This is a genomic window from Glaciihabitans sp. dw_435 (assembly GCF_018449675.1).
Classification (GTDB): domain Bacteria; phylum Actinomycetota; class Actinomycetes; order Actinomycetales; family Microbacteriaceae; genus Glaciihabitans.
This window is the reverse complement of the sequence record NZ_JAAVUZ010000009.1, coordinates 24,556-47,366: the sequence shown is the minus strand read 5'-3', so window position 1 is coordinate 47,366 and position 22,811 is coordinate 24,556. Positions and strand designations below refer to the sequence as shown.

General features: G+C 66.5%; 20 protein-coding genes. 11 read left to right on the top strand and 9 right to left on the bottom strand.

The annotated features are described in order from the left end of the window. Positions 1-17: 17 nt before the first annotated feature. Genes HB677_RS12505 through HB677_RS12480 form a run of 5 tightly spaced genes read left to right on the top strand, consistent with a single transcriptional unit; the run spans position 18 to position 8,827 of the window. Positions 18-2,063, top strand: a complete 2,046-nt coding sequence (locus HB677_RS12505) for a beta-galactosidase (protein WP_213816046.1) — start codon at positions 18-20, stop codon at positions 2,061-2,063. Then, positions 2,060-2,989 carry a carbohydrate ABC transporter permease gene (locus HB677_RS12500; RefSeq protein WP_213816045.1) on the top strand — a complete coding sequence of 310 codons (930 nt, stop codon included), beginning with the start codon at positions 2,060-2,062 and terminating at the stop codon, positions 2,987-2,989. The genes HB677_RS12505 and HB677_RS12500 overlap by 4 nt, the downstream gene beginning before the upstream one ends. After that, positions 2,986-5,307 (top strand): extracellular solute-binding protein, encoded by a 2,322-nt coding sequence (locus HB677_RS18875; protein ID WP_307852591.1) that lies wholly within the window; start codon positions 2,986-2,988, stop codon positions 5,305-5,307. The genes HB677_RS12500 and HB677_RS18875 overlap by 4 nt, the downstream gene beginning before the upstream one ends. A 55-nt stretch (positions 5,308-5,362) precedes the next feature. After that, positions 5,363-7,447, top strand: coding sequence for an alpha-galactosidase (locus HB677_RS12485; protein WP_307852590.1), 2,085 nt, complete (start codon positions 5,363-5,365; stop codon positions 7,445-7,447). A gap of 45 nt (positions 7,448-7,492) precedes the next feature. Next, entirely contained in the window at positions 7,493-8,827 is a 1,335-nt protein-coding gene (locus tag HB677_RS12480) for an FAD-dependent oxidoreductase (protein ID WP_213816043.1), read from the top strand. Here the strand turns inward: HB677_RS12480 and HB677_RS12475 are convergent. Beyond that, positions 8,811-9,833, bottom strand: a complete 1,023-nt coding sequence (locus HB677_RS12475; RefSeq protein WP_213816042.1) for an MDR family oxidoreductase — start codon at positions 9,831-9,833, stop codon at positions 8,811-8,813. The two genes, HB677_RS12480 and HB677_RS12475, sit on opposite strands and share 17 nt — an antisense overlap. A 7-nt stretch (positions 9,834-9,840) precedes the next feature. After that, positions 9,841-10,866, bottom strand: coding sequence for a 6-phosphofructokinase (locus HB677_RS12470; RefSeq protein WP_213816041.1), 1,026 nt, complete (start codon positions 10,864-10,866; stop codon positions 9,841-9,843). A gap of 173 nt (positions 10,867-11,039) precedes the next feature. Here HB677_RS12470 and HB677_RS12465 point away from each other — a divergent pair, with 173 nt between their 5' ends. Then, positions 11,040-11,435: a DUF4190 domain-containing protein gene (locus tag HB677_RS12465; protein WP_213816040.1), complete on the top strand. Its 396-nt coding sequence runs from the start codon at positions 11,040-11,042 to the stop codon at positions 11,433-11,435. Positions 11,436-11,610: 175 nt separating this feature from the next. Here the strand turns inward: HB677_RS12465 and HB677_RS12460 are convergent, their stop codons facing one another. Together HB677_RS12460 and HB677_RS12455 are read right to left on the bottom strand one after the other, a co-directional pair. Next, complete coding sequence (locus tag HB677_RS12460; protein WP_213816039.1) at positions 11,611-12,096, bottom strand: pyridoxamine 5'-phosphate oxidase family protein; 486 nt, start codon at positions 12,094-12,096, stop codon at positions 11,611-11,613. A 62-nt stretch (positions 12,097-12,158) separates the two neighbouring features. Next, positions 12,159-13,043 (bottom strand): rhodanese-related sulfurtransferase, encoded by an 885-nt coding sequence (locus HB677_RS12455; RefSeq protein ID WP_213816038.1) that lies wholly within the window; start codon positions 13,041-13,043, stop codon positions 12,159-12,161. Positions 13,044-13,098: 55 nt separating this feature from the next. Between HB677_RS12455 and HB677_RS12450 the strand changes: the two genes are divergently transcribed. Continuing rightward, complete coding sequence (locus tag HB677_RS12450) at positions 13,099-13,959, top strand: PPOX class F420-dependent oxidoreductase (RefSeq protein WP_307852589.1); 861 nt, start codon at positions 13,099-13,101, stop codon at positions 13,957-13,959. After that, positions 13,941-14,921, top strand: a complete 981-nt coding sequence (locus HB677_RS12445; RefSeq protein WP_255546587.1) for a DNA-3-methyladenine glycosylase — start codon at positions 13,941-13,943, stop codon at positions 14,919-14,921. Before HB677_RS12450 ends, HB677_RS12445 begins: the two co-directional genes overlap by 19 nt. A 10-nt stretch (positions 14,922-14,931) precedes the next feature. Here HB677_RS12445 and HB677_RS12440 read toward each other — a convergent pair whose 3' ends face one another. After that, on the bottom strand, positions 14,932-15,786 hold the full coding sequence (locus HB677_RS12440) for an endo alpha-1,4 polygalactosaminidase (protein ID WP_213816037.1): 855 nt from the start codon (positions 15,784-15,786) through the stop codon (positions 14,932-14,934). Positions 15,787-15,862: 76 nt separating this feature from the next. On the opposite strand from HB677_RS12440, the gene HB677_RS12435 reads away from it, so the two are divergent. Continuing rightward, a complete protein-coding gene (locus HB677_RS12435) occupies positions 15,863-16,405 on the top strand; it encodes a thioesterase family protein (RefSeq protein ID WP_255546595.1) in 543 nt (180 codons plus the stop codon). Here the strand turns inward: HB677_RS12435 and HB677_RS12430 are convergent. The 3 genes from HB677_RS12430 to HB677_RS12420 all read right to left on the bottom strand — a co-directional run bounded on the left by HB677_RS12430 (position 16,384) and on the right by HB677_RS12420 (position 19,369). Next, positions 16,384-17,712, bottom strand: coding sequence for an FAD-binding oxidoreductase (locus tag HB677_RS12430; protein ID WP_213816035.1), 1,329 nt, complete (start codon positions 17,710-17,712; stop codon positions 16,384-16,386). The two genes, HB677_RS12435 and HB677_RS12430, sit on opposite strands and share 22 nt — an antisense overlap. Before the next feature lie 164 nt (positions 17,713-17,876). After that, positions 17,877-18,725: a thioredoxin domain-containing protein gene (locus HB677_RS12425; RefSeq protein WP_213816034.1), complete on the bottom strand. Its 849-nt coding sequence runs from the start codon at positions 18,723-18,725 to the stop codon at positions 17,877-17,879. Between the two features lie 152 nt (positions 18,726-18,877). Next, a complete protein-coding gene (locus HB677_RS12420) occupies positions 18,878-19,369 on the bottom strand; it encodes a MarR family winged helix-turn-helix transcriptional regulator (RefSeq protein ID WP_213816033.1) in 492 nt (163 codons plus the stop codon). Positions 19,370-19,604: 235 nt separating this feature from the next. Between HB677_RS12420 and pgi the strand changes: the two genes are divergently transcribed. Together pgi and HB677_RS12410 are read left to right on the top strand one after the other, a co-directional pair. Next, entirely contained in the window at positions 19,605-21,332 is a 1,728-nt protein-coding gene (gene pgi / locus HB677_RS12415; protein ID WP_213816032.1) for a glucose-6-phosphate isomerase, read from the top strand. A 141-nt stretch (positions 21,333-21,473) separates the two neighbouring features. Then, positions 21,474-21,908 carry a VOC family protein gene (locus HB677_RS12410; protein WP_213816031.1) on the top strand — a complete coding sequence of 145 codons (435 nt, stop codon included), beginning with the start codon at positions 21,474-21,476 and terminating at the stop codon, positions 21,906-21,908. Between the two features lie 185 nt (positions 21,909-22,093). Here HB677_RS12410 and HB677_RS12405 read toward each other — a convergent pair whose 3' ends face one another. After that, positions 22,094-22,786, bottom strand: a complete 693-nt coding sequence (locus tag HB677_RS12405) for a TetR/AcrR family transcriptional regulator (RefSeq protein WP_213816030.1) — start codon at positions 22,784-22,786, stop codon at positions 22,094-22,096. Between the last annotated feature and the right edge of the window lie 25 nt (positions 22,787-22,811).

Below are 22,811 nucleotides of genomic sequence, written 5' to 3'. Positions count from 1 at the left end.
TGACATGCGCACCGCCAATGACGTCGAGGACACTTGTGACTTACCCCGAACCACCCCTGCCATCCGCCGTCGGGCTTGGCACGGCAGGGCTCATCTACGGATGCGACTACAACCCCGAGCAGTGGGGCCCCGCGACGTGGAGTGAAGACGTCGCCCTCATGCGCGAAGCGGGCATCAACCTCGTGGCGATCAACATCTTTGGCTGGTCCCACGTCGAGCCCCGCGATGGCGAGTTCTTCTTCGACGATCTCGACACCGTCATCGAGTTGCTGCAGTCGAACGGTATTGGTGTGAACCTCGGCACGGGAACCTCGTCACCGCCCCCGTGGCTCAGCACGAGGCATCCCGAGATCCTGCCGCAGGTCGCCGACGGCACGACACGTTGGCCCGGAGGGCGCCAGGCGTGGTGCCCCAGCTCTCCCGTCTTCCGCGACCGGGCGCTGCGCCTCGTCGAGGCGACGGTACAGCGCTACGGCAGCCACCCGGCGGTCAAGCTCTGGCACGTGTCCAATGAGCTGGGCTGCCACAACGCCCTGTGCTACTGCGACGTCTCGGCCGCGGCCTTTCGCCGGTGGCTGCAGGCGCGCTACGCGACCATCGAGGGACTGAACGAGGCGTGGGGCACCGCGTTCTGGAGCCAGCGATACTCCGACTGGGACGAAATCCTCCCTCCCCGGGCGACCCTCTCGTTCTTGAACCCGACGCAGAACATCGACTTCTCGCGCTTCAGCTCGGACGAGCTGCTCTCGTACTACCAGGCGGAGGCCGCGGTGCTCCGCGAGCACAGCACCATCCCCGTCACGACGAACTTCATGGTGACCGCCCACATCCGCACCCAGGACTACTGGCAGTGGGCACCCAAGATGGACCTCATCGCCAACGACCACTACCTCGACAACCGGCTCGATGTGCCGCACCGCGAGTTGTCGTTTTCAGCGGATGCCACGCGCGGCCTCGCGTCCGGACAGCCGTGGCTGCTCATGGAGCACTCCACGAGTGCCGTCAACTGGCAGCCCCTCAATCGGGCAAAGACCCCCGGCGAGATGATGCGTAACTCACTCACCCACGTTGCCCGGGGCGCGGACGGGGTGTGCTTCTTCCAGTGGCGCGCGTCGGTGCAGGGCACCGAGAAGTATCACTCCGCTGTGCTGCCGCACGCCGGTGTGGACAGCCGTGTCTGGCGGGAATCCGTCGAACTGGGTGCGCTCATGGGCCGTCTCGGGGAAGTGGCGGGATCCACCGTGCACGCCGACGTCGCGATCGTCTTCAGCTGGGAGGCGTGGTGGGCGGCCGACTTCGAAGCGCACCCGTCGAGTGAGCTGCGCTACCTGGACCAGGTGCAGCAGCTGTATGAGGCGCTGTGGAGCATGGGCGTCACGGCCGACATCGTGAAGCCCGGCGCGGCGCTCGACGGCTACCGGCTCGTGGTCGTGCCGAGCCTCTACCTCGTATCGGACGAGGACGCGGCCGTCATCACGGACTTCGTTGCCGGTGGCGGTCACGCGGTGATCTCCTTCTTCAGCGGGATCGTCGACGCCGATGACCGCGTTCGTGCGGGTGGGTACCCGGGAGCGTTCCGCGAGGTGCTCGGCGTGCGCTCCGAAGAGTTCTACCCGCTGGGAACTGACGAGACGGTGTCGCTCAGCGACGGGTCCACCGGGTCCCTCTGGAGTGAACTGCTGCACCTCACCGGAGCGGAGGCGTGGGTGACCTATGCCGACGGGCCTCTTGCGGGAGTACCGGCGATTACGCGCAACGCCCATGGACGCGGCGTTGGCTGGTACCTCGCGACCGCCGTCGACCCCGCGGCGCTCATCGGGCTGCTCGCGACCATCACGGCCGAGGCGGGTGTCGTCCCGATCGGAACGGTGGCGCCCGGCGCCGAGGTAGTTCGCCGCCGGTCGCAGGAGCGCGACTACATCTTTGTGCTCAACCACACCGACCAGCCGATCCATCACGAGTTCCGTGGTTTTGACCTGGTCACCCAAGAATCCGTTGACGGCTTCGCGTCCGTAGCTCCCGGCGGCGTCCACATCATCCGACAGGACAGGAAGACATCATGACGACCACCGCCGCTGGGATAACCAGACCGGTCACCGCCGACCCGCCACGCCAGCGGAAGCCGCGCAACAGGAACGCCAAGGCCATCGCGATCTTCGTGCTGCCGTTCGGAGTGCTCTTCCTCGCCTTCTACATTCTCCCGATCATTTATGCGGTGTGGGAGTCCCTCCAGGTGATCCACCGCGAAGGCACCTACGGAAAACCGACGCAGGTGTTCGGGGGGCTGAGCCAGTACATCCTCGTCTTCCAGAGCGCGGACTTCTGGGGCTCCATCGGCCGGGTCCTCGTATTCGGCATCATCCAGGTGCCGGTCATGCTGGGGCTCGCGCTGGTGTTCGCCCTTCTGCTCGACTCGCCGCTGCTCAAGGGCAAGCGGTTCTTCCGTCTCGCATTCTTTGCCCCGTACGCGGTGCCGGGCGTGATCGCCGCGATCATGTGGGGCTATCTGTACTCCCCGAGCCTGTCGCCGTTCAAGCTCGTCACCGAACACTTCGACCTGCTGTCGGGCGGCACGATCCTCTGGGCCATTGCCAACGTCGTCACCTGGGTCTTCGTCGGCTACAACATGCTGATCATCTACTCGGCGCTGCTGGCCATCCCGACCGAGATCTACGAGGCGGCACGACTGGATGGCGCCGGACAGTTCCGCATCGCCTGGTCGATCAAGATTCCGCTCGTCGCCCCCGCGATAGTGCTGACCGCCGTCTTCTCCATCATCGGAACGCTCCAGCTGCTCACCGAGCCGGCGGTGTTCAAGCAGTTCACGTCGACCATCACCAGCACGTTCACCCCGAACCTGCTGATCTACTCGACCTCCGCCGTTCCGAACTTCAACCTCGCGGCCGCGTTCTCCGTCGTCCTCGCGCTGGCAACGTTCGTCCTCTCCTTCACCTTCCTTCGAGTCACCCAGCGGAAGAGCTCAGAATGACCTCACACGTCTCGTCCCGGCGCGCCACCAAGGTCCCGCGCCGGGTCATCACTCCGCGCCCATCCAAGGCGCAGACCGAGAGCCCGATGTCGCGGGCCGCGGCCATGCTGATCATGGGTGTCTTCACCCTGTACTTCCTGATTCCGATCTTCTGGCTGCTGGTTTCGTCGACGAAGACCCTCGACAACTTCAACTCGACGTTCGCCTTGTGGTTCACCCCGACGTCCCTCTCGGACGGCATCACCAACATCGTGTCCCTGTTCACCTACGAGGGCGGAATCTTCCCGCGCTGGATGCTCAACAGCATCGTGTACGCGGCGATCGCCGGCGGTATCGGAACCGTGTTCGCGGCGATGTGCGGCTATGCGCTGTCCAAGTACCGCTTCCGCGGACGGGAGGCGATCTTCAACACGATCCTCGGCGGAGTGCTCGTGCCGGCGACGGCCCTCGCGCTTCCGCTCTTCCTCATCTTCAGCCAGGTGCAGCTGACCAACACGTTCTGGGCTGTCTTCCTGCCGAGCATCGTGAGCCCGTTCGGGGTCTACCTCAGCCGTATCTACGCCGGGTCGAGCGTTCCCGACGAAATCATCGAGGCTGCCCGCATCGATGGCTCCGGCGAGATCCGCACCTTCTTCACCGTCTCCGTGCGCCTCATGTCTCCCGCGCTGGTGACCATCTTCCTGTTCCAGTTCGTCACCATCTGGAACAACTTCTTTCTTCCGCTCGTCATGCTGCGCGACCAGTCGCTCTTCCCCGTGACGCTCGGCCTCTATACGTGGAACTCGCAGGTCATGAGATCCCCGACATTCGAACCCTCGTTATCGTCGGCGCGTTTGTGTCAATCATCCCGCTGCTTGTCGCGTTCCTCTCCCTCCAGAAGTTCTGGAGGGGTGGGCTCGGCTCGGGTGGGCTCAAGTAAGGAAACAACGACGTTTGCACTGCGAAGCGAAACCCCTCCGCCTCGCGTCCCTTCACCGATTGGAAATAGTCACATGGCACTGAAACACACACGGGTCGCGGCGATCGCCGCGCTCTCCATGATTGCGCTCGCGGGATGTTCCGCCGCTGGAACCACCTCGGGCTCGGCCGGCTCTGCGTCCTCGTGCACGCCGTCCACGGGCGATGTCACCCTGAACTTCACCACCTGGGTTCCCGGAATGGACAAGGTCGTCGCACTCTGGAACGCGAAGAACCCCACGATCCAGGTCAAGGTGCAGACCGTGCCGAACGGCAACAGCGGTACCTACCAGAACTTCTTCAACGAGCTCAAGGCCGGCAACGCCCCCGACATCGGACAGGTGGAGTACGACACCCTCCCCGCCTTCCGTGTTCAGGACGGTCTTGCCGACATCTCTGCCTGCGCGGGTGTCTCCGACGCGAAGGCGGACTTCTCGTCCGGACTCTGGAACCAGGTGACGTTTGGCGAGGACACGGCCGTCTATGCGATCCCGCAGGACTCCGGCCCCATGCAGATGTTCTACCGCAAGGACCTCTTCGACAAGGCCGGGATCGCAGCCCCGACCACGTGGGAGGAGTACGCGGCCGACGCCGTCAAGATCAAGGCGCTGGGCGGCAACATCACCAACTTCCCCAAGGGAGACGTCAACTGGTTTGCCGGACTCGTCGCGCAGGCCGGCGGACAGTGGTTCACCAACACGGGCGACTCCTGGGACGTCAACCTGACATCTGCCGAGTCGACAAAGGTCGCCAGCTACTGGCAGGACCTCATCTCCAAGAAGCTCGTCACCACGATCCCCGGATTCACCGACCAGTGGAACAACGCCTACAACACGGGCGAAGACTGGACCTGGGTCTCCGCGGTCTGGGGTGCCAACACCATCATCAGCGGTGCCCCGAAGACCACGGGCGACTGGGCAGTGGCTCCCATGCCGCAGTGGGAATCCGGAGCGAACGTCTCGGCAGCATGGGGCGGATCGTCGAGTGTCGTCTTCAAGGGTGGAAAGCACCCGGCCGAGGCATCCAAGTTCCTGCTCTGGCTGAACACCAGCGATGAGGCGCTCAACGCCCTGATCGCCGGCGCCAACCTGTACCCGGCCAGCACCGCGGGCACCGAGCTGCCGGCCCTCACGGGCCCGGTCGCGTTCTACGGCAACCAGACCATCTACAAGGACTTCTCCGAGGCCGGCAAGGTCGTGAGCCCGTTCACCTGGGGCCCGACGATGACGCAGACCTACAACGACGTCGCGGATGGTTTCGGCGCAGCACTCACCGGCAACGGAACGCTGCAGGATGCGCTCGCCGCAGGGCAGACTAAGACGATTGCGGCCCTCAAGGCGCAGTCCATCCCCGTGAAGTAGAAGAGCAGACAGCATTTCCCACGTAATCCACCTCCGTGCCGCGGGCACCAGCTTCGTGCTGGACGCCCGCGGCACGGCCGTACCCACATTCATCCACTGGGGAACCGACCTCGGCGAGCTGTCCCAGAGCGACCTCGAGGCGCTCGCCGATGCCGCCGTTCCGGCCGTCGGGTTCAGCTCGCCCGATTTGCCCCTACGCTCCACCGTGCTCCCGACGATCGACGCAGGATGGCAGGGCCGCCCCGCCCTGTCCGGTCACGGTGTCGGCAGCGCCACCGGGGGAGCATGGGAGCTCGTCTCCGTGACACCCCGCGCCGAGGCATCCGTCGTCCTGCTCCTGCGCAGTGCGGCACTGGACGTCGCCCTCGACTATGAGCTGACGCCCGAGGGACTGCTGCGTGCCCGCGCCGCGGTGGTCAACACCGCAGCCACCGGGTATGCGCTCGAGCAGCTGAACGTCATTCTTCCGGTGGCCGCACAGGCGACCGAGGTTCTCGACTTCGCCGGTCACTGGTCGGCAGAGCGCCAGCCGCAGCGCCGCGACCTCGCGACCGGATCATGGGCGCGCGAGATCCGCCACGGGCGCCCCGGCCACGACGCGCCCTTCGTCACGGTCGCCGGAACCCCCGGGTTCGGCTTCCGGTCGGGCGAGACCTGGGGTGTTCATCTCGCCTGGAGCGGCAATCACCGCGTCTGGGTCGAGAGCCAGGTGTACGGCCCCGCGGTGATGGGTCTCGGCGAGCTCCTCGCCAGTGACGAGGTCGTGCTCGCCCCCGGTGAGCGATACGAGACACCCTGGGCCATCGGATCATTTTCTGCCGTGGGCCTCGACGGCGTCTCGGCGCGCTTCCACCGGTACCTGCGGCGCACGAGCCGCAGGGCCGCAAGCGACGCGGTTCGCCCGGTGATTCTCAACACCTGGGAGGCCGTGTACTTCGACCACGACCTGACAACCCTGCGGTCGCTGGCCGACGTGGGCGCAGAGGTCGGCGTCGAACGTTTCGTTCTGGACGATGGGTGGATGTCCCGCAGAACCAACGATGCCCGCGGACTTGGCGACTGGGTGATCGACGCCGAGCGCTGGCCCGGCGGTCTCGGCCCGATCGCCTCCTACGTCACCTCTCTTGGCATGGACTTCGGCCTCTGGGTCGAGCCCGAGATGCTCAACCTCGACTCCGATGTGGCGCGCGAACACCCGGAGTGGGTGCTGAGCACGGTCGCCGGCGAGCCGGGACTGACGGCCCGAAACCAGTACGTGCTCGACCTCACCCAGCCCGCGGCCTACGCCAGCGTGCTCGCGCGGTTGAGCGCGCTGCTCGACGACTACCCCATCGCCTACCTGAAGTGGGATCACAACCGGGACCTCTTCACCGCGAGCAGCCACGACCAGACGCTGGCCGCCTACCGGCTGATGGACGAACTCCTCGCCGCGCACCCCGGCGTCGAAATCGAGTCCTGCGCGTCGGGCGGGGGCCGCATCGACCTCGAAATCCTCGGGCGCACCACGCGCGTCTGGCCGAGCGACACCAACGACCCGCTGCAGCGCCAGTCCATCTACCGCTGGACGAGCACACTCATCCCGCCCGAGTTCTTCGGCGCCCACCTCGGCGCCGCAACCGCCCACACCACGGGCAGGACCCACGGCCTCGCGTTCCGCTTCGCCACCGCCCTGTTCGGCTGGGCCGGCATCGAGTGGGACATCACCCGCGCGACCCCCGATGAACGCGTCGCCGTCGCCACCTGGCTGCGCGAGTACAAGGCACTCCGCCCCCTGCTGCACTCCGGCACCGTTGTGCGGGCGGATCCCACTGATCCCACGCAGTGGGTTCATGGGGTCGTAGCGGATGACCGTTCGGCCGCGGTCTTCGCGGTGGTCTCCACCGCCATCTCACCGCAGTCGGTCCTTCCCCCGGTGCGATTGCCGGGGCTCGACCCCCTCGCCCGCTACCGGGTGGAGGTCATCGACCTCGGCGCGCCCCCGCGCTACTTCGCCGTCGCGCTCCCGGCGTGGATGACCACGGACGCCGCGTCGCCCCTCGAGCTGTCGGGAGCTGTGCTCGGCGAGGTCGGCGTTGCCGCCCCTCCGCTTGCCCCGGAGCAGGCCGTCGTGCTGCGCGTCACCCGCGTCGAGAACGGGTAGCACCACTGTCGACGACCCGACCGTCGGGGTTATCGTTGCAGCACCATGGGAGCGAAGACGCTGTCGACCGACTGCTGCATCGTGGGCGGAGGCCCCGCCGGGATGATGCTTGGCCTGCTGCTGGCCCGGGCCGGGATCGACGTGGTGGTACTAGAGAAGCATCGTGACTTCTTCCGCGATTTTCGCGGCGACACGATTCATCCATCCACACTCGATCTCATTGATCAGCTGGGGCTCCGCGAGAAATTCGAGGCAATACCCCACAGCTCTATCCACAGGCTCGACGTAGTTGTGAACGGCACGCGGTTGCGCCCCGTCGACTTCCGGCACCTGCCCAAACCCAACCGCGAGATCGCGCTGATGCCGCAGTGGGACTTCCTCGACCTGCTCGCCGACGAGGCACGCGGCATGCCCAATTTCCACCTGATCATGGACGCAGAGGCAACCCGACTGCGGCGCAAACTGCGGCTGCCGAAGAACGCCGATGCGGGCAAGCACCCCCGCGGTGTGGGGCTTCGCATCGCCGACCGGGACGGCCGCGGCGGCAGCCAACGGATCACGGGGGTCGTGGCATCCACCCCCGACGGTCCCCTCGACATCTCGGCGGGGCTCACCGTTGCCGCCGACGGACGTGACTCGCGCATGCGGGCCGCGTCCGCGCTGCCGGTGCGCAACTTCGGCGTCGCCATCGATGTGCTGTGGTTCCGGATGCCCCGTCCGGCCGTCACCCCTCCATCGACGCTCGGCTACCTGAACGAACGGACCATGGTGGTCACGATTCCGCGACCCGATTACTACCAGACGGCCATGCTCATACCGAAGGGCGGTTTCGACGCCGTGCGGGATGCGGGGTTGCCGGCATTCCGTTCCGACATCGTTGACGCGGCCGCGTTCCTCGCCCCGGTGGTCTCGTCGCTCGAGAGCTGGGACCAGGTCAGCCTGCTCTCGGTGCAGGTCAACAGGCTCGAGCGCTGGTACCTGCCGGGGTTCCTCTGCATCGGGGACGCCGCGCACGCCATGTCCCCGGCCTTCGGCGTCGGCATCAACTACGCGCTGCAGGACGCGGTCGCGGCGGCCAACATCCTCTCCGGCCCGATGACTGCCGGAGGGGTGACGAAGCGCCACCTGGCAGCCGTGCAGCGACGGCGCGCCTGGCCGGTGCGGATGATCCAACCGGTGCAACTGCAGCTGCACAAGGTGATCGCCCGGCCCAACGCGGGAGCGATCCTCCCGAACCCTCTTCCGCGGCGGGTGAAGCTGGCCCTGGCAGTGCTGCTGCCGAGCGCTCGGATCTTTACCGCGCGCCTGATCGGCCGCGGTTTCCGGCCGGAACGCATCCGGTCGGAGCTACTGCACCCCGCGGCTACGCGCGCACGTTGACGACGGTTCGCCCCCGGGATTCCCCGGCGAGGGTGCGTGCGGCGGCTCCTGCCGCGTCGGTCAGTGACACCTCGGTGGTCAGGGAATCGAGCAAATCGAAGTCGAGATCCCACGAGAGCCTGTCCCATGCCTCCAGGCGCATACGTCGGGGCGCCTCCACCGAGTTGATGCCGAGGAGGGTCACGCCGCGCAGGATGAACGGCATCACCGTGGTCGGCAGATCGGACCCGCCGACCAGCCCGCAGGCGGCCACCGTTCCTCCGTAGACCGTCTGTGCGAGTGCGTTGGCGAGGGTGGTGCCACCGACCGAGTCGATGACGCCCGCCCAGCGCTGCTTTTGCAGCGGCTTGCCCGGCTCCGCGAGTTCCGACCGCGCGATCGTGCCGGCGGCCCCCAGCGACAACAGGTAGTCGCGGTGTTCCGGGCGCCCGGTCGAGGCGATGGGGCGGTGACCGGATGCCGCGAGCAGCGCGATCGCGACGGACCCGACGCCACCCGATGCCCCGGTGACCAGCACATCGCCCCCGCCGAGCCCGCCGCGCTCCAGGGCAAGCACCGACAGTGCCGCCGTGAAGCCTGCGGTGCCGATGGCGGCGGCGCGGCGCGCGGATATCCCGGGCGGCAGCGGCACGAGCCACTCCGTCCGCACTCGGGCCCGGGTGGCGAGCCCGCCGTTGTGCGTTTCCCCGATGCCCCAGCCATTGACCAGAACCCGGTCGCCCACCCTCACGGACGCGCTCGCGTCGGCCGATCCCGCAACCGCGGCAACGGTACCCACGAGATCGATGCCGGGAATCAGTGGACTCGTGCGCATGACGCCGGGGTTTCCCGCGAGCGCCAACCCGTCCTTGTAGTTGATGCCCGACCACTCGACGTCGATGAGAACCTCGCCGTCGCCCAGGGGGCCTTCTCCCAGCTCGGAGTCGGGAATGTCCTCCCGAAGTTCGACGCGCACCGCGGATGCGCCGCCGGCTCCATCGCGGGTGACCTGCAGTGCACGGAACATACGTGTCCTATCCGAAGAGAATGCGGGCTTCGTCGTACCGGCTATCCGGCACCGTGTTCAGCGTGCCGAGAGCCTCTTCGAAGGGTACGTGCACAATGTCCGTTCCGCGCAGCGCGACCATCTGGCCCCAGTTGCCCTCGACCACCGAGTTGATCGCGGCCATGCCGAGGCGGGTGGCGAGCACCCTGTCGAAGGCGGACGGGGTGCCACCGCGCTGGATGTGTCCAAGGGTGGTCGCCCGCGTTTCGATGCCGGTGCGTTCCTCGATGATGGGCGCGATCATCTCGCCGATGCCGCCGAGGCGAGGTCGCCCGAAGGCATCGAGACCACGTTCCGAGTGCGCGTCATCCATGCTGTCCAGGGAAAATCCCTCGGCAACGACGACGAGGGGAGCGCGCCCGCGGTCATGGGCCGCCGTGACCCAGTCGCAGATCTGCTCGACAGAGGTCTTGCGTTCCGGGATGAGGATGGCGTGCGCGCCTGCCGCCATGCCCGAGTGCAGTGCGATCCAGCCGACGTGGCGTCCCATCACCTCGGCGACCATGCAGCGGTCATGGGCGTCACCGGTGGTGCGCAGCCTGTCCATCGCGTCGGTGGCGATGCCGACGGCCGTGTCGAATCCGAAGGAGTAATCCGTCGCCGACAGGTCGTTGTCCACCGTCTTCGGAACGCCGACGATCTTGATGCCAGCGTCGGTCAGCCGGCGGGCGGCGGCCAGGGTTCCCTCGCCGCCGATCGCGATGATGGCGTCGATGCCGTTCGTGCGCATGACCTCGTTGACGCGGTCGACTCCGCCGATTCCCTCGAACGGATTGGTGCGGGATGTCCCGAGGATGGTGCCACCCTGCTTGCTGATGCCCTTCACCTCGTGCCTGCCGAGGGGCACGATGTCGCCCTGCACAACACCCCGCCAGCCATTACGAAAACCCACGAATTCCTGGTTGTAGACCTGGATGCCGGTGAACACTGCCCCGCGGATTACCGCGTTCAGGCCGGGGGCGTCTCCGCCGCTGGTAAGGATGCCGATTCGCATGACTACATTGTGCTGTATTCGGTTTCTCGTGGATATGGACGCCCCAATATCGTGGGCGCCGCACAAATCTGACTGGCCACGCACTCTCAGCCCCCGCTAAGGTTGGGCTGCGCCGCTGTAGTCGCGGCGCTCTTCCTCGCCAGTTCGGCGGCCATACCTTCTCTGGAGTAACAATGACCGATGTCAACGGGGTTCCCCCTTACGTTCCGCCGACCAACGACGGCCCGCCGCCGTATGTCGCCCCGACCGGTGCGGGCGGCTACCCGCCGGCAGCCGCTCCCGGCCGCACCCTCGGAATCGTCGCCCTCGTGCTGGCAATCCTCTTCAACATCGTCGGTGGCATCGTGGGAATCGTCGCCCTCGTGCAGTCCCGCAAGGCTGGCCAGAAGAACGGCTTCGCCCTCGCCGCGATCATCGTCGGATTCCTGACCTTCATCCTGTGGATCGTCGGCATCATCGTGGCGAGTGTCTTCATTGTGGGCGTCGCCAGCGACCTGAACAGCGCGTGCGACGGTCTTCCCACCGGAACGGCCGTCACGGTTCAGGGACAGCCGGTCACCTGCCCGTAACACGCACACACGCATAACGAAGGGGCGCTGCCGGTGTATTCACCAACAGCGCCCCTTCTGCATTCGCCCGTGCCCTGCGGGGCTGGAGCGAAGTTATGGGTTTGGGCGCCCGCGTCGGGCGCCCCGGCTCGGGGCATCCGCCCCTCTCCAGGCGAAGCCGCGAGCGGGATAAGCCCTAGAGCGTGACCGTCTTGTTCTCGCCGACGTCGGGCTGACCGCCGGTGACGGCCGCCTTCGCCACCTTGAAGAGGGTGACGAGCTTTGGGTCATCGGTCGACCAGTACTCGACGGTGTCGGCGGTCACTTCGAGCAGGGCGACGGTCGCGTCGTCGCGTCCCTCGGGGAACCACGCCTCGGCCTGCGTGTTCCACAGCTCGTCGATCTTGGCGGGGTCACGCGTGACGCGGGCGGTTCCCGCGAGCGAGACCCAGCCCTTTCCGGACTCGAAGGCCACGTTGACCTGATTGTCGCCGGCGATGTCCTCAGTCTTGGGGGAGGGGTCCTGGGTGAAGAACCACAGGGTGCCGTCGAACTCGATCTCCTGCATGCCGAGCGGCCGGCTGACCAGCTTGCCCTCGGAGGTGCGCGTGGTGAGGATGCCGATCTTTGCCGCCTTCACGAGCGCGGCGATCTTCTGGATGTCTTCGTCTGTCGCAGTCATACCCCGACGGTAGGCGCGTTCGCCGCGGTGCGGACAGGGCTCGACATTCGGATGCCACGGGGTTAGGTATGTTCGTGCAACGCTTCCGCGTGAACCGCGCAGGCGGTCTGATCCGCGTGCTCATCGCACACGACGAGCTGTTCGCGGCAGCTGGGCTCGGCGCAATTCTCCATGCGTTTGGTCGCGGTGCCGCACGCGTAGCAGTGACCCAGCACCGCGGCATCCGCTGTGAAATCGATCGACTTGCGGTCGTCGAAGACGTAGAGCGATCCCTTCCACAGGCCGGAGTCGCCGTACTTCTCGCCGTACTTCACGATGCCGCCGTCGAGTTGGTAGACCTCGCCGAAGCCGCGGCTGACCATGAGTGAGCTGAGCACCTCGCACCGGATGCCGCCGGTGCAATAGGTGACGACGGGGGAGCCCTTGAGGTGGTCGTACTTGCCGCTGTCGAGTTCGGCGACGAAGTCGCGGGTGGTGGCGACGTCCGGCACGACGGCGCCCTCGAAGCGGCCGATCTCGGCCTCGAACGCGTTGCGGCCGTCGAAGAACGTCACTTCCTTGCGCTCGACGAGGTCGTGCAGTTCCTCGGGCGTGAGGCGCGTGCCGCCGCCGATGACACCGTTCTCGTCGACCCTGAGCTCGCCGGGGGCGCCGAAGCTGACGATCTCGTCGCGCACCCGCACGCTGAGGCGCGGGAAGTCATTGCCTTCACCCTCGCTCCACTTGACGTCCATGTTCTTGAACGGAGCGTATTCGCGGGTCTTGCGCAGGTACTTCTTGACGTCGGACAGCTCGCCGCCGACGGTGCCGTTGATGCCGTCCTTCGACAGCAGGATGCGCCCGGTGATGCCGAGGGACTCGCACAGGTCACGCTGCCACAGGCGAATCGCTTCGGGGTCGGCCAGTGGCGTGAATGCGTAAAACAGCAGGATTTTGGGAACGGCCACCGCACGAGTTTAGGTTGCCAGCCTCCCGCCGCGCTTGACCCGTACCATTTCAGACGTGACCACCCCCGAATCCGTGCTGCCCGCACCGCTGCACGCGCCCGCCGCTTCCGCCGCTTCCACCTCTTCCATAGCGCCCACCTCGTCTGCCCGCTCTGAGGTCGAACGCCTCGGCGCCGAGCGCTACGTGCTGCTCACCACCTTCCGGACGACCGGCGTGCCCGTCTCCACCCCAGTCTGGATCGGGCAGGACGGCGACACCCTCCTCGTCACCACCCGCGCCGGCTCCGGCAAGGTCAAGCGACTGCGCAACAGCGGCCGCGTCGAGCTCACCCCCTGCGACATTCGAGGAAACGTGGCGGATGGCGCGGCCACCGTCAGCGGAACCGCCGAGGTCTTTACCGACCCGGACTCCCGGGCCACCCTCACCGCGATCTTCGAAGAGAAATACGCGACCCGCTGGCACGAAATGCGCGCGGCAGATGCGAAACGCGATACCCCGCCGGTCTCGGCAACACTGAGGATCACGCTCGCGTGGCTGGACCCGGGGTACCCGGGTCATCCCGCTCGCTCGGCCCCGGGGCATCCGCCCCTCGCGTCTTATTTCGCCAGATCAGGAACTTCTGGGAGAAACCCTCCCATTTCTCCTGATGTGGGCCAAATGTGGCCGCCCAGTCCTTATCTGGCGACATGGCCGGTCGTTCTCGCGAAATGGCCGGTCGGTGCACGAAATGACTGGCTATCTAGCGACGTGGATGGCCCGAACGCAGCGGAAACGTATGGGTGGGGCGAGTGGATGGCTCGGCCGCCGCGGGCAATTGCGGTCGCTCGCAGCTCGCAGCCCGCCGCCCGCCGCCCGCGATCAGCGGAACGTCGGCAGCACCACGTAACCTCGACGGCATGGATGCAGCACCCCTGAACGCGACGGAACTCGGCGCTCCCGCCGAAACCGACCGCACGGGTGATACCGCCCCCGTACGCACTGTCTACGCCCCGGGGCATCCGCTCAACCTGAAGCAAACCCTCGGGCCGCTGAGCCGCGGCCACTACGACCCGACCCTCCGGTGGGATGGCCCTGCCGTCTGGCGCACCCTCAACACTCCCAGCGGCCCGGCGACCCTGCACCTGGTGGAGCGGCGCGACGGCATCTCGGCAACGGCGTGGGGCCCGGGCGCGGCTGACGCGATCGCCGGCGTCCCCGAGCTCTGCGGCCACGGGGACGACTGGTCCGAGCTCGACGTCAGCAACAACGCGTTCCTCGCCGAAAGCCTGCGACGCTCGCCGGGGCTGCGGTTGCTCCGCACGAACGCCGTGTTCGAGGCGCTGCTGCCCGCGATTCTTGAGCAGAAGGTCACGGGCATCGAGGCCCGTCGCGCCTGGCGGCAACTCATCCTCAAGTACGGCGAGCCGGCGCCCGGCCCCGCCCCTGACGGCATGCGCGTATTTCCTTCGGCGGACGTCTGGCGCCGCATCCCCTCGTGGGAGTGGCACCGCGCCGGCGTCGGCCCGCAACGTTCCCAGACCGCCGTGCGCGCGTCGGTCGTCGCCGCATCGCTCGAACGCACCCTCACGATGGGGCGGGGCGGGGCGGATGTCGCGAGCAAGCTGCGATCTCTTCCGGGCATCGGCATCTGGACCGCCGCAGAAACGACACAACGCTCCCACGGCGACCCCGACTCCCCGAGCGTCGGCGACTACCACCTGCCCGCCGTTGTCGGGTGGGCCCTCATCGGCAAACCGGTGGATGACGACGGCATGCTGGAGCTGCTCTCGCCGTGGGCGGGTCACCGCCAGCGCATCATGCGGCTGATCGGGGTAAGCGGATTCCGCAAACCGATGTTTGGGCCGCGCATGACGATCCAGGACCACCGCGGCCACTGATGCGTGCGCGTCAGCAGCTCTCGTATACGTAGTCCGCGCTCGCCGGGGTCGTCAGTTCACGGTCGCGCAGCACCGTGGCCCGCGGCGTCGACCGGTCGGCGCAGGCGTCGGCGAACGAGCCGCGCAGGTCGTCGGTGTACTCGATGTCGATCACGTGGTCTCCATATACATCGCGGTAGGCACTGCACTCGTCGAACCGGTAACACTCCTCGCTGACGGCGAAGTCGAACCCCGCGGCATCCCGCCCCTTCGTTCCGAGCTCTGCCGAATTCTTTTGCCCGGCCGAGAGCCCCGCCGCGTGAGCACGGCTCACCAGCAGCGCTGCGAGTTGCAGGGAGTTCTGCTCGCTGAGCGCGCCCCTCGACCGTGACCACGAGTCGAGGTTGTCGAACTCAACCGCGTCGAATCCGCTCGTGGCACACCCGGTGATGGTCGCACCGATGATCGCGGCGATTCGCTCGCGCTTCGCGGCGGACGAAGTGTCGAACAACATCTCGTCCGGCCAGTTGGCGTCGATGACCGGCTGACCATCGGCACCGCGCAGCAGCAGGTCGCCGCGGGAGTCGAGCCAGAGCTGCGCATCCTGCGGCTGACTCTGAAAGGCGTTGATGTAGCAGATCGAGTAGGCGCCGGACGCGGGCTCATCTGTGCTGTCGCGGGCGACGATCCCCACCCCGGACGGCACGGCGTAGGCGCCACCGAGCTGGTAATCGACGCCCGTGTCGGTGGGCAGGTTCACGATGGATGTCCGAGTCGGAGGGGTCGCCGTGGATGATCCTGGCGCGGCCGAGCATCCCGAGAGGAGCACCGTTGCGACACACGTGAGCGCCGCGATGCGCGCATATCGACCAGTGGTACCCCGCATCCCTGCACTGTAGCTGTAGCCAACCGACAGACGAATGGGAGCCGTTCGCGCCCAGGGCTACCGTGGCGCCGTGAACATGTTGCTGCGCACCATCTTTTTGGGCTGGCTGAGCCGGCGTCGTTCGAAGCTTGGAGTGCACGACGTGGGGCGTGTGAACCTGCGGGTGTTGCCGAACGATATCGACGTGCTGCGTCACATGAACAACGGTGTCTATCTCTCGGTGATGGACCTGGGACGGCTCGACCTGCTGACGCGAACGGGCATGCTGCGCGGGATGACAGCGCGTGGCTTCTATCCGGTGGTGGCGAGCGAAACCATCAGCTTTCGCCGGTCGTTGCAGCCCCGTCAGCGCTATACCCTCGAAACCCGCATAGTCGGTTACGACGAGCGCTCGGTGTACGTCGAACAGCGTTTTGTGTCGGGTGGCGAGATCTACGCCGTGGGTTTTGTACGCGGCCGATTTCTCAAGCGCACGGGTGGCACCGTCGCGATGCACGAGCTGGGCACCGCGCTCGGCGTCGACACCACGACGCTTCTGCCGCCCGCGTGGGTGTACACGTGGGCGGCAGATGTGGCGCTGCCGTCGAACAGAAGCAGTTACACGAGCGACTGGGTGTAGCGGTCGCGCACCTCGTTCAGCCGCGCCTGCTGTTCGGGTGACCAACTGACGGCCGCGCCATCCGGGGAATGCTCGGCGAAGTTGATCGTGTTCTCGGGGGAGATCCATGCCGCGAGACTGCCGAACAGCGCGTTCGCGGCGCCGGGCACGACGGTCTCGAACAGCGACGGGTCGGGAACACCGATGACCATGAGGGTGAAGTTTCCCGAGCGTCCACCGACGGCGGAGCCCTCCGGGACATCCACTGCCGTCGCCGATCCCTGTTGGCGCACCTCGACTCCGAGCAGTGGGGTCTGCTTGTTTACGCCCACGTGGGCGAGAAGGACGTCGACAAAACGTTGATCAATCGATGTGAGGAGGCGCCCGCTGGTCCACCCGGGCCCGGGGTCGGGCGGGTCATTGTGGATCATGGCGATGGCGGCGGCGGGCATCTCATCAAGGACGTCGAGGTAGACGGGCGCGATCTCGCGCAGCGGAGCGGCCAGGCGCGCCCCGGTCTCGACGTCACCGGGGTAGGCGAATCGCACGCTCAGCAGGGTGTGTCCCCGCAGGGGTTCGGGGACCTGGGGAATGTCGGGCAGCCGCGTGATTGCGGCGCTCGTCGATACCTGGGGGTCGGTCGTTGCGGTGTAGTCCACCCACGCCCGCAACGCCTGCTCGATGTCGTCACCGTCGAACAGAAGCGCCCCGCCGTACAGCGTCGCGAGCTCGACGAGTTCGACGCGCACCCCGGTGACGATTCCGAGGCCGAACCTGCCGCCCCGCAGCGCCCAGAACAGATCGGGGCTCGTGTCGGCGGTAGCCTCCACGACTCTGCCGTCCGGCGTGACGACCGTGAATCCGCGCGCGTAATCGGACGAAAACCCATGGCTGCGCGAGAGCGGCCCGAGCCCACCACCGAGCAGGTAGCCGACCACGCCCACGGTCGCGCTGGATCCCGCGATCGGCGCGAGCCCGTGCTCCGCGGCCGCGGCAACGACCTGACCCCAGCGCACGCCGGCGCCGATCGTGGCGATGCGCGTGCCCGCATCGATCGCCACGATGTTCAGCCGCGACGTCGTGATGAGCAGCCCACCGGTGACGGCCACACCGCCGTGACCGGTCGACTGCACGGCAACGGAGAGCCCGTTATCGCGGGCAAAGAAGACCGCTTCGAGGACATCGGATGCCGCGGCAGCGCCCACGACGACATCCGGAGTGTTGACGACCGAGGTGTTCCACGAGAACACCTCGTCGGTGAAGCCTTCGTCCGTTGGGGTCAGGACGGGGCCGGAGACGCGACTACGAAGAGACGAGATATCAGCCATGGTTCCGACCATATCGACGACCCCGGGTCATCCACAGGGGGTATTTTTCGACGCGGCGGGAGTTAAAACAGACTTCGGCGGGAGAAGCTGGCGCACGGCGGGAGCTATAACTCCCTCCGGTCGCCGGTTTCTCCCGCCGAAGCGATGCGCGCGTGAGGCTGTGGCTAGCTCGCGGCGACGAACGCGGCGAACGCGGCCGCATCGTCGACGGCGCCACCGTACTGCTTACCGTTGACGAGAACTGTCGGCGTTCCGAAGCCCTGGGTTCCCTGCAGATCGGGGTTGGCGACGGCTCGCTTCGTGGCGGCTGTGGCCCAGGACGCGAATCTCTGGTCCTTGATACAATCGGCGATCGAGTCGCTCTTCTGTACGCCTGCCGCCTTCGCAATGGCAAGAATCTCGGCATCGGTGCGACCGGCACCACCCTCGGCGGGCTGGTCGACGTACATCGCGGCGTTGAACGCGAAGAACTGGTCGGGGGAGTAGTTCGCCACACAGCCGGCAGCGTTCGCCGCGCGCGTGGAGTACTTGGTGCTCGACGCGCGGTCGAGGATCGCTACGGGGTGGATCTCGATCGTCGCGTCGCCCGCCTTCACGAGCGACTCGATCTGGCTGCCGTTGGTCGACTCGAACGACTCGCAGATCGGGCACTGGTAGTCGACCCAGATCTGGATCGCCTTCGCGGTGCTGCCGGCCGCGGGCACGGTCTCCACAGGCTGCCCACCCGCCTTGATCGCGGCGGTCGGCACTGCCTCGAGGTTCTGCCCGATGACGATGCCGTCGCTCAGCATGTTGAGCGGTCCGGGTCCCGCGGGCTTGTTGACGCTCACGATGATGAGCACAACGGCGGTGATGATGGCAAGCGTTCCGACGACAAGACCGCTCTGGATCAGCACCCGGTTGCGACGCTGTTTCTTCTTCTCCGCCTCGCGAAGCAGGCGGGCGTGCTCACGCCCCGCCTCACGTCGTTCGTTCTTGCTGAGGCGCGCGTCGCCTGGATTGCCGGTACTCATGAAACCCCACCCTGAAAGCGTGGGCGCCCCGAAGCGCGCCCTCTGTCGCTGCGAACAAATCGCTTCAGCCTAGCCACCGAAGCTGGAGGCACCCTTGGGAAGCGAGCGCAGCGCCCGCGCAGAATGAGGAGAGCGGATGCCTCGCGGCGGTCTTATGCGGCGGCGGCGGCCGACCCCGTGCGGCACACCGGGGGATCGATCGCCTCGAGCACCTTCACCGACGTGGAGTTCAGGGCCGCGAGCTCTTCGGGTGTCAGGGCGTCGAAGAAGTAGCGGCGGATGGTCGCGGCGTGATCGCTCATCGACCCGAGGACCGCACGTTTGCCATCGGCGGTGAGGGCGACCCAGCTGCTGCGCAGATCTGTGTCGCAGTCGCGACGCTCGACGAGACCGCGGCGCTCCATCCGGGTGACGAGGTGGGAGATCCGACTCTTCTCCCAGCCGAGATGGTCGGCAAGTTCACCGGCGCGCAATTGGCCAGCGGATGACTCGAAGATCGAGATCAGAACCTCGAACTCCGACCGGGAGATGTTGGCATCGCGCTGCAGCTGCTGCTCGAGTGCTTGATCGAGCTGGCGCCGCATGGCGTAGAACGTGCGCCAGATGCCCCACTCTTCATCGCTAATCCGGGATACCTCGCTCATATATACAGCGTATCGGCAACCGTTGACGCGTCACCGAGTTGGCGCGGTATTGGTGGGGGCTGGACAACTCGCGCCTCGTGCGTTCGCCAGAACGTCGTGCGGGCATAGCACGGGTAAACATCCGGGGCGGGAGCGTCCCAATGCTCCCCCTACAGCAATAGGGTTGAAGGTGGTCCGCCTCGTACTGTCGCGAGAGTCGCGGGCCACGTACTGTTCCGGCACTCAGGAGAACCCCTTGACCGAAAACGCCCCCGTCGATCTCACATCGACCGACGCCTGGAAGAATCTCGCCGGCATCGCCGACGGCTTCTCGCCTGATCTCCGCGCTTGGTTTGATGCCGACGCAGGTCGCGCCGACCGCTACACCTTCCAGGCTGCCGACCTCACCGTCGACCTGTCGAAAGGCCTCCTCACGGAGGAGATCGTCGCCAACCTCGTGCAACTGGCCAAGGACCTCGACGTTGCGGGTCGGTACCAGGCCATGATCACTGGCGAGCACATCAACGCCACCGAAGACCGTGCCGTTCTCCACACCGCGCTGCGCCGTCCGAAGGACACCGAGGGACTTGTTCCTCCGAAGGGCTTCATCGTCGACGGCCAGGACGTCGATGCCGATGTGCACGCGACGCTCGACAAGGTCTACGCCTTCGCGGAGAAGGTGCGCTCGGGCGAGTGGACAGGTGTCACCGGCAAGCGGATCGAGACGGTCGTCAACATCGGTATCGGTGGATCCGACCTCGGTCCCGTCATGGTCTACGAAGCGCTCAAGCCCTACGTGCAGGCCGGAATCGAAGCACGCTTCGTTTCCAACATCGACCCCAACGACGTATTCGAGAAGACCGCAGGCCTCGACCCCGAGACGACGCTGTTCATCGTTGCTTCCAAGACCTTCGGCACTCTCGAGACCCTGACCAATGCGCGTCTCGCTCGCGAGTGGCTGTGGGCCGAGCTCGGCACGGCTGGCGTTCTCGAGGACACCGACGAAGCCCGCACCGGCGCCGTCGCGAAGCACTTCGTCGCCGTCTCGACCGCCCTCGACAAGGTCGCCGCCTTCGGCATCGACCCCGAGAACGCGTTTGGATTCTGGGACTGGGTGGGTGGCCGGTACTCCGTCGACTCCGCCATCGGAACCTCCGTCGTCATCGCCATCGGGCCGGACAACTGGCGTGAGTTCCTCGCGGGCTTCCACGCCATCGACGAGCACATGCGCACCGCGCCGATCGAAGAGAACGTTCCCGTTCTCATGGGTCTGCTCAACGTCTGGTACTCGAACTTCCTCGGAGCGCAGAGCCACGCGGTACTCCCCTACGCGCAGTACCTGCACCGCTTCCCGGCGTACCTGCAGCAGCTCACCATGGAATCGAACGGCAAGAGCGTGCGCTGGGACGGTTCGCCCGTCACGACCGGCACGGGTGAAATCTTCTGGGGCGAGCCGGGCACGAATGGCCAGCACGCCTTCTACCAGCTCATTCACCAGGGCACCCAGCTAATCCCCGCGGACTTCATCGCGGTCGCCAACCCGGCGCACCCGCTGAAGGATGCCACGGGCGATGGTGCCGGCGTCGAGCCCGGCCAGGACGTCCACACCCTCTTCATGGCGAACTTCTTCGCGCAGACGAAGGCGCTCGCCTTCGGCAAGACTGCCGACGAGGTCCGTGCCGAGGGCACCAAGGAGTCCGTCGTTCCCGCCCGCGAGTTCGCCGGAAACCGCCCCACCACCTCGATCCTCGCACCGGCCCTCACGCCGAGTGTCGTGGGCCAGCTGATCGCGCTCTACGAGCACATCGTCTTCACCGAAGGCACCATCTGGGGCATCGACTCCTTCGACCAGTGGGGTGTTGAGCTCGGAAAGCAGCTCGCGCTGCAGATCACTCCGGCCGTCGCCGGTGACGCGGCCGCACTCGAGGCGCAGGACTCCTCGAGCAAGGCGCTCATCGCCAAGTACCTCGAGCTGCGCAAGTAACTCACGCCGACAGAAGAGCCCCGCAACCATCACGGTTGTGGGGCTCTTTTGCGTTCCGCCCGTGAACGGGGTATTGACGCGCGCCACGGTTGTTGCCAATGTGGACACTGTTCACATGATGAAGCTCTGAGAGGACTACCGATGCCCGCAATGTTCGTCAACCTGCCGGTGACCGACCTGGAACGCGCGAAGGCGTTCTACACGGCAATCGGATTCACCATCAATCCGGCGTTCTCCGACGAAAAAGCCGCCTGTGTCGTCGTCGAGGAGGACCACAACTACTTCATGATCCTGGTCAGGGAGTACTTCCAGACGTTCTCGGAGCTACCCATCGGTGACCCCGCCCTGAACCCGTCCGTGTCGACCGCCATCTTCTTTGACAGCCGTGAGGACGTCGACACATCCGTCGCGGCCGGCATTGAGGCGGGTGGCAGCGAACCCCGTCCTGCCGCCGATTACGGCTTCATGTACCAGCGCCAGATCACGGACCCCGACGGCAACTTGCTCGAGTTCGGGTACATGGACCCGGTTGCCGCGCAGCAGGGGCCTGAGGCGTTCCAGGACCAGCAGGCGTAAGGGCGGCGATCAGCCTCACGCCCGAGGCGAAGGTTGCCGTGAGGTCATCGGTAACGACACTGTCGTCCATGATCCGTTTCCGTCCGCGACATAGTCGGGGGTGGGGCACTCCTTATAGGGGTCCCGTGGCTTTCGCCACGTGGGTGCGGGCGGAGTCGTAGCGCGAAAATCACGCTGCCCGCGACTCAGGCGGTGGCGCTGGTGAAGAGCGGTTCGGGTTCCGGCGCGGTGTCGACGTCAACGTGCACGCCGGGGACCGGGCGGGCCAGGTACTCGGTGAAATACCCGATGACGAGGCGCTTGCACTCGTTGATGAAGAACTCGTCGCCGTCGGGGTCGACTTCAAAGGCCTTGGTGACGAGTCCGTCGGCCAGCGCCAGCACAACTTCGACGTGCTTGACGAGGTCGGGGCGGGGAAGAACGTCGTATCGAACGGAGAACATTTCCGCGATGATGCGGGAGAGCATCGTCTTGTTGCTCTCCTGGGTGCTGAACAGGTTGCCGTCGATGACGTCGCCGAAGCGCAGCCAGCGGTAGCCCGGCTCGCTGCGGTACAGCTCCGCGAACACGCTCAGCGCGCTCATCATCGCGTCTTGCCAGTCGAGGATCTTCTCGTCGAGAACCCGCTCCGCACTGGCGACGTAACGGGTGAGGTTGCGGGCCGCCAGCGCGCGGGCGATCGATTCGAGGTCATCGAAGTAGCGGTAGACGCCGGGGGCCGAGATTCCTGCACGCTTGGCGATGAGAGTGATGCTCAGGCTGTTGTAGCCGACCTCGTCGATGAGGGCCGCCGCAGTATCCAGGACCAGATCGAGGCGCTGGGCGCTCCGATCCTGTCGAGGAAGCCGCCGAAGGCTTCCGCTAGATGCGTCAGTCATTGCTGGTACTCCCTCATGTCTTGCT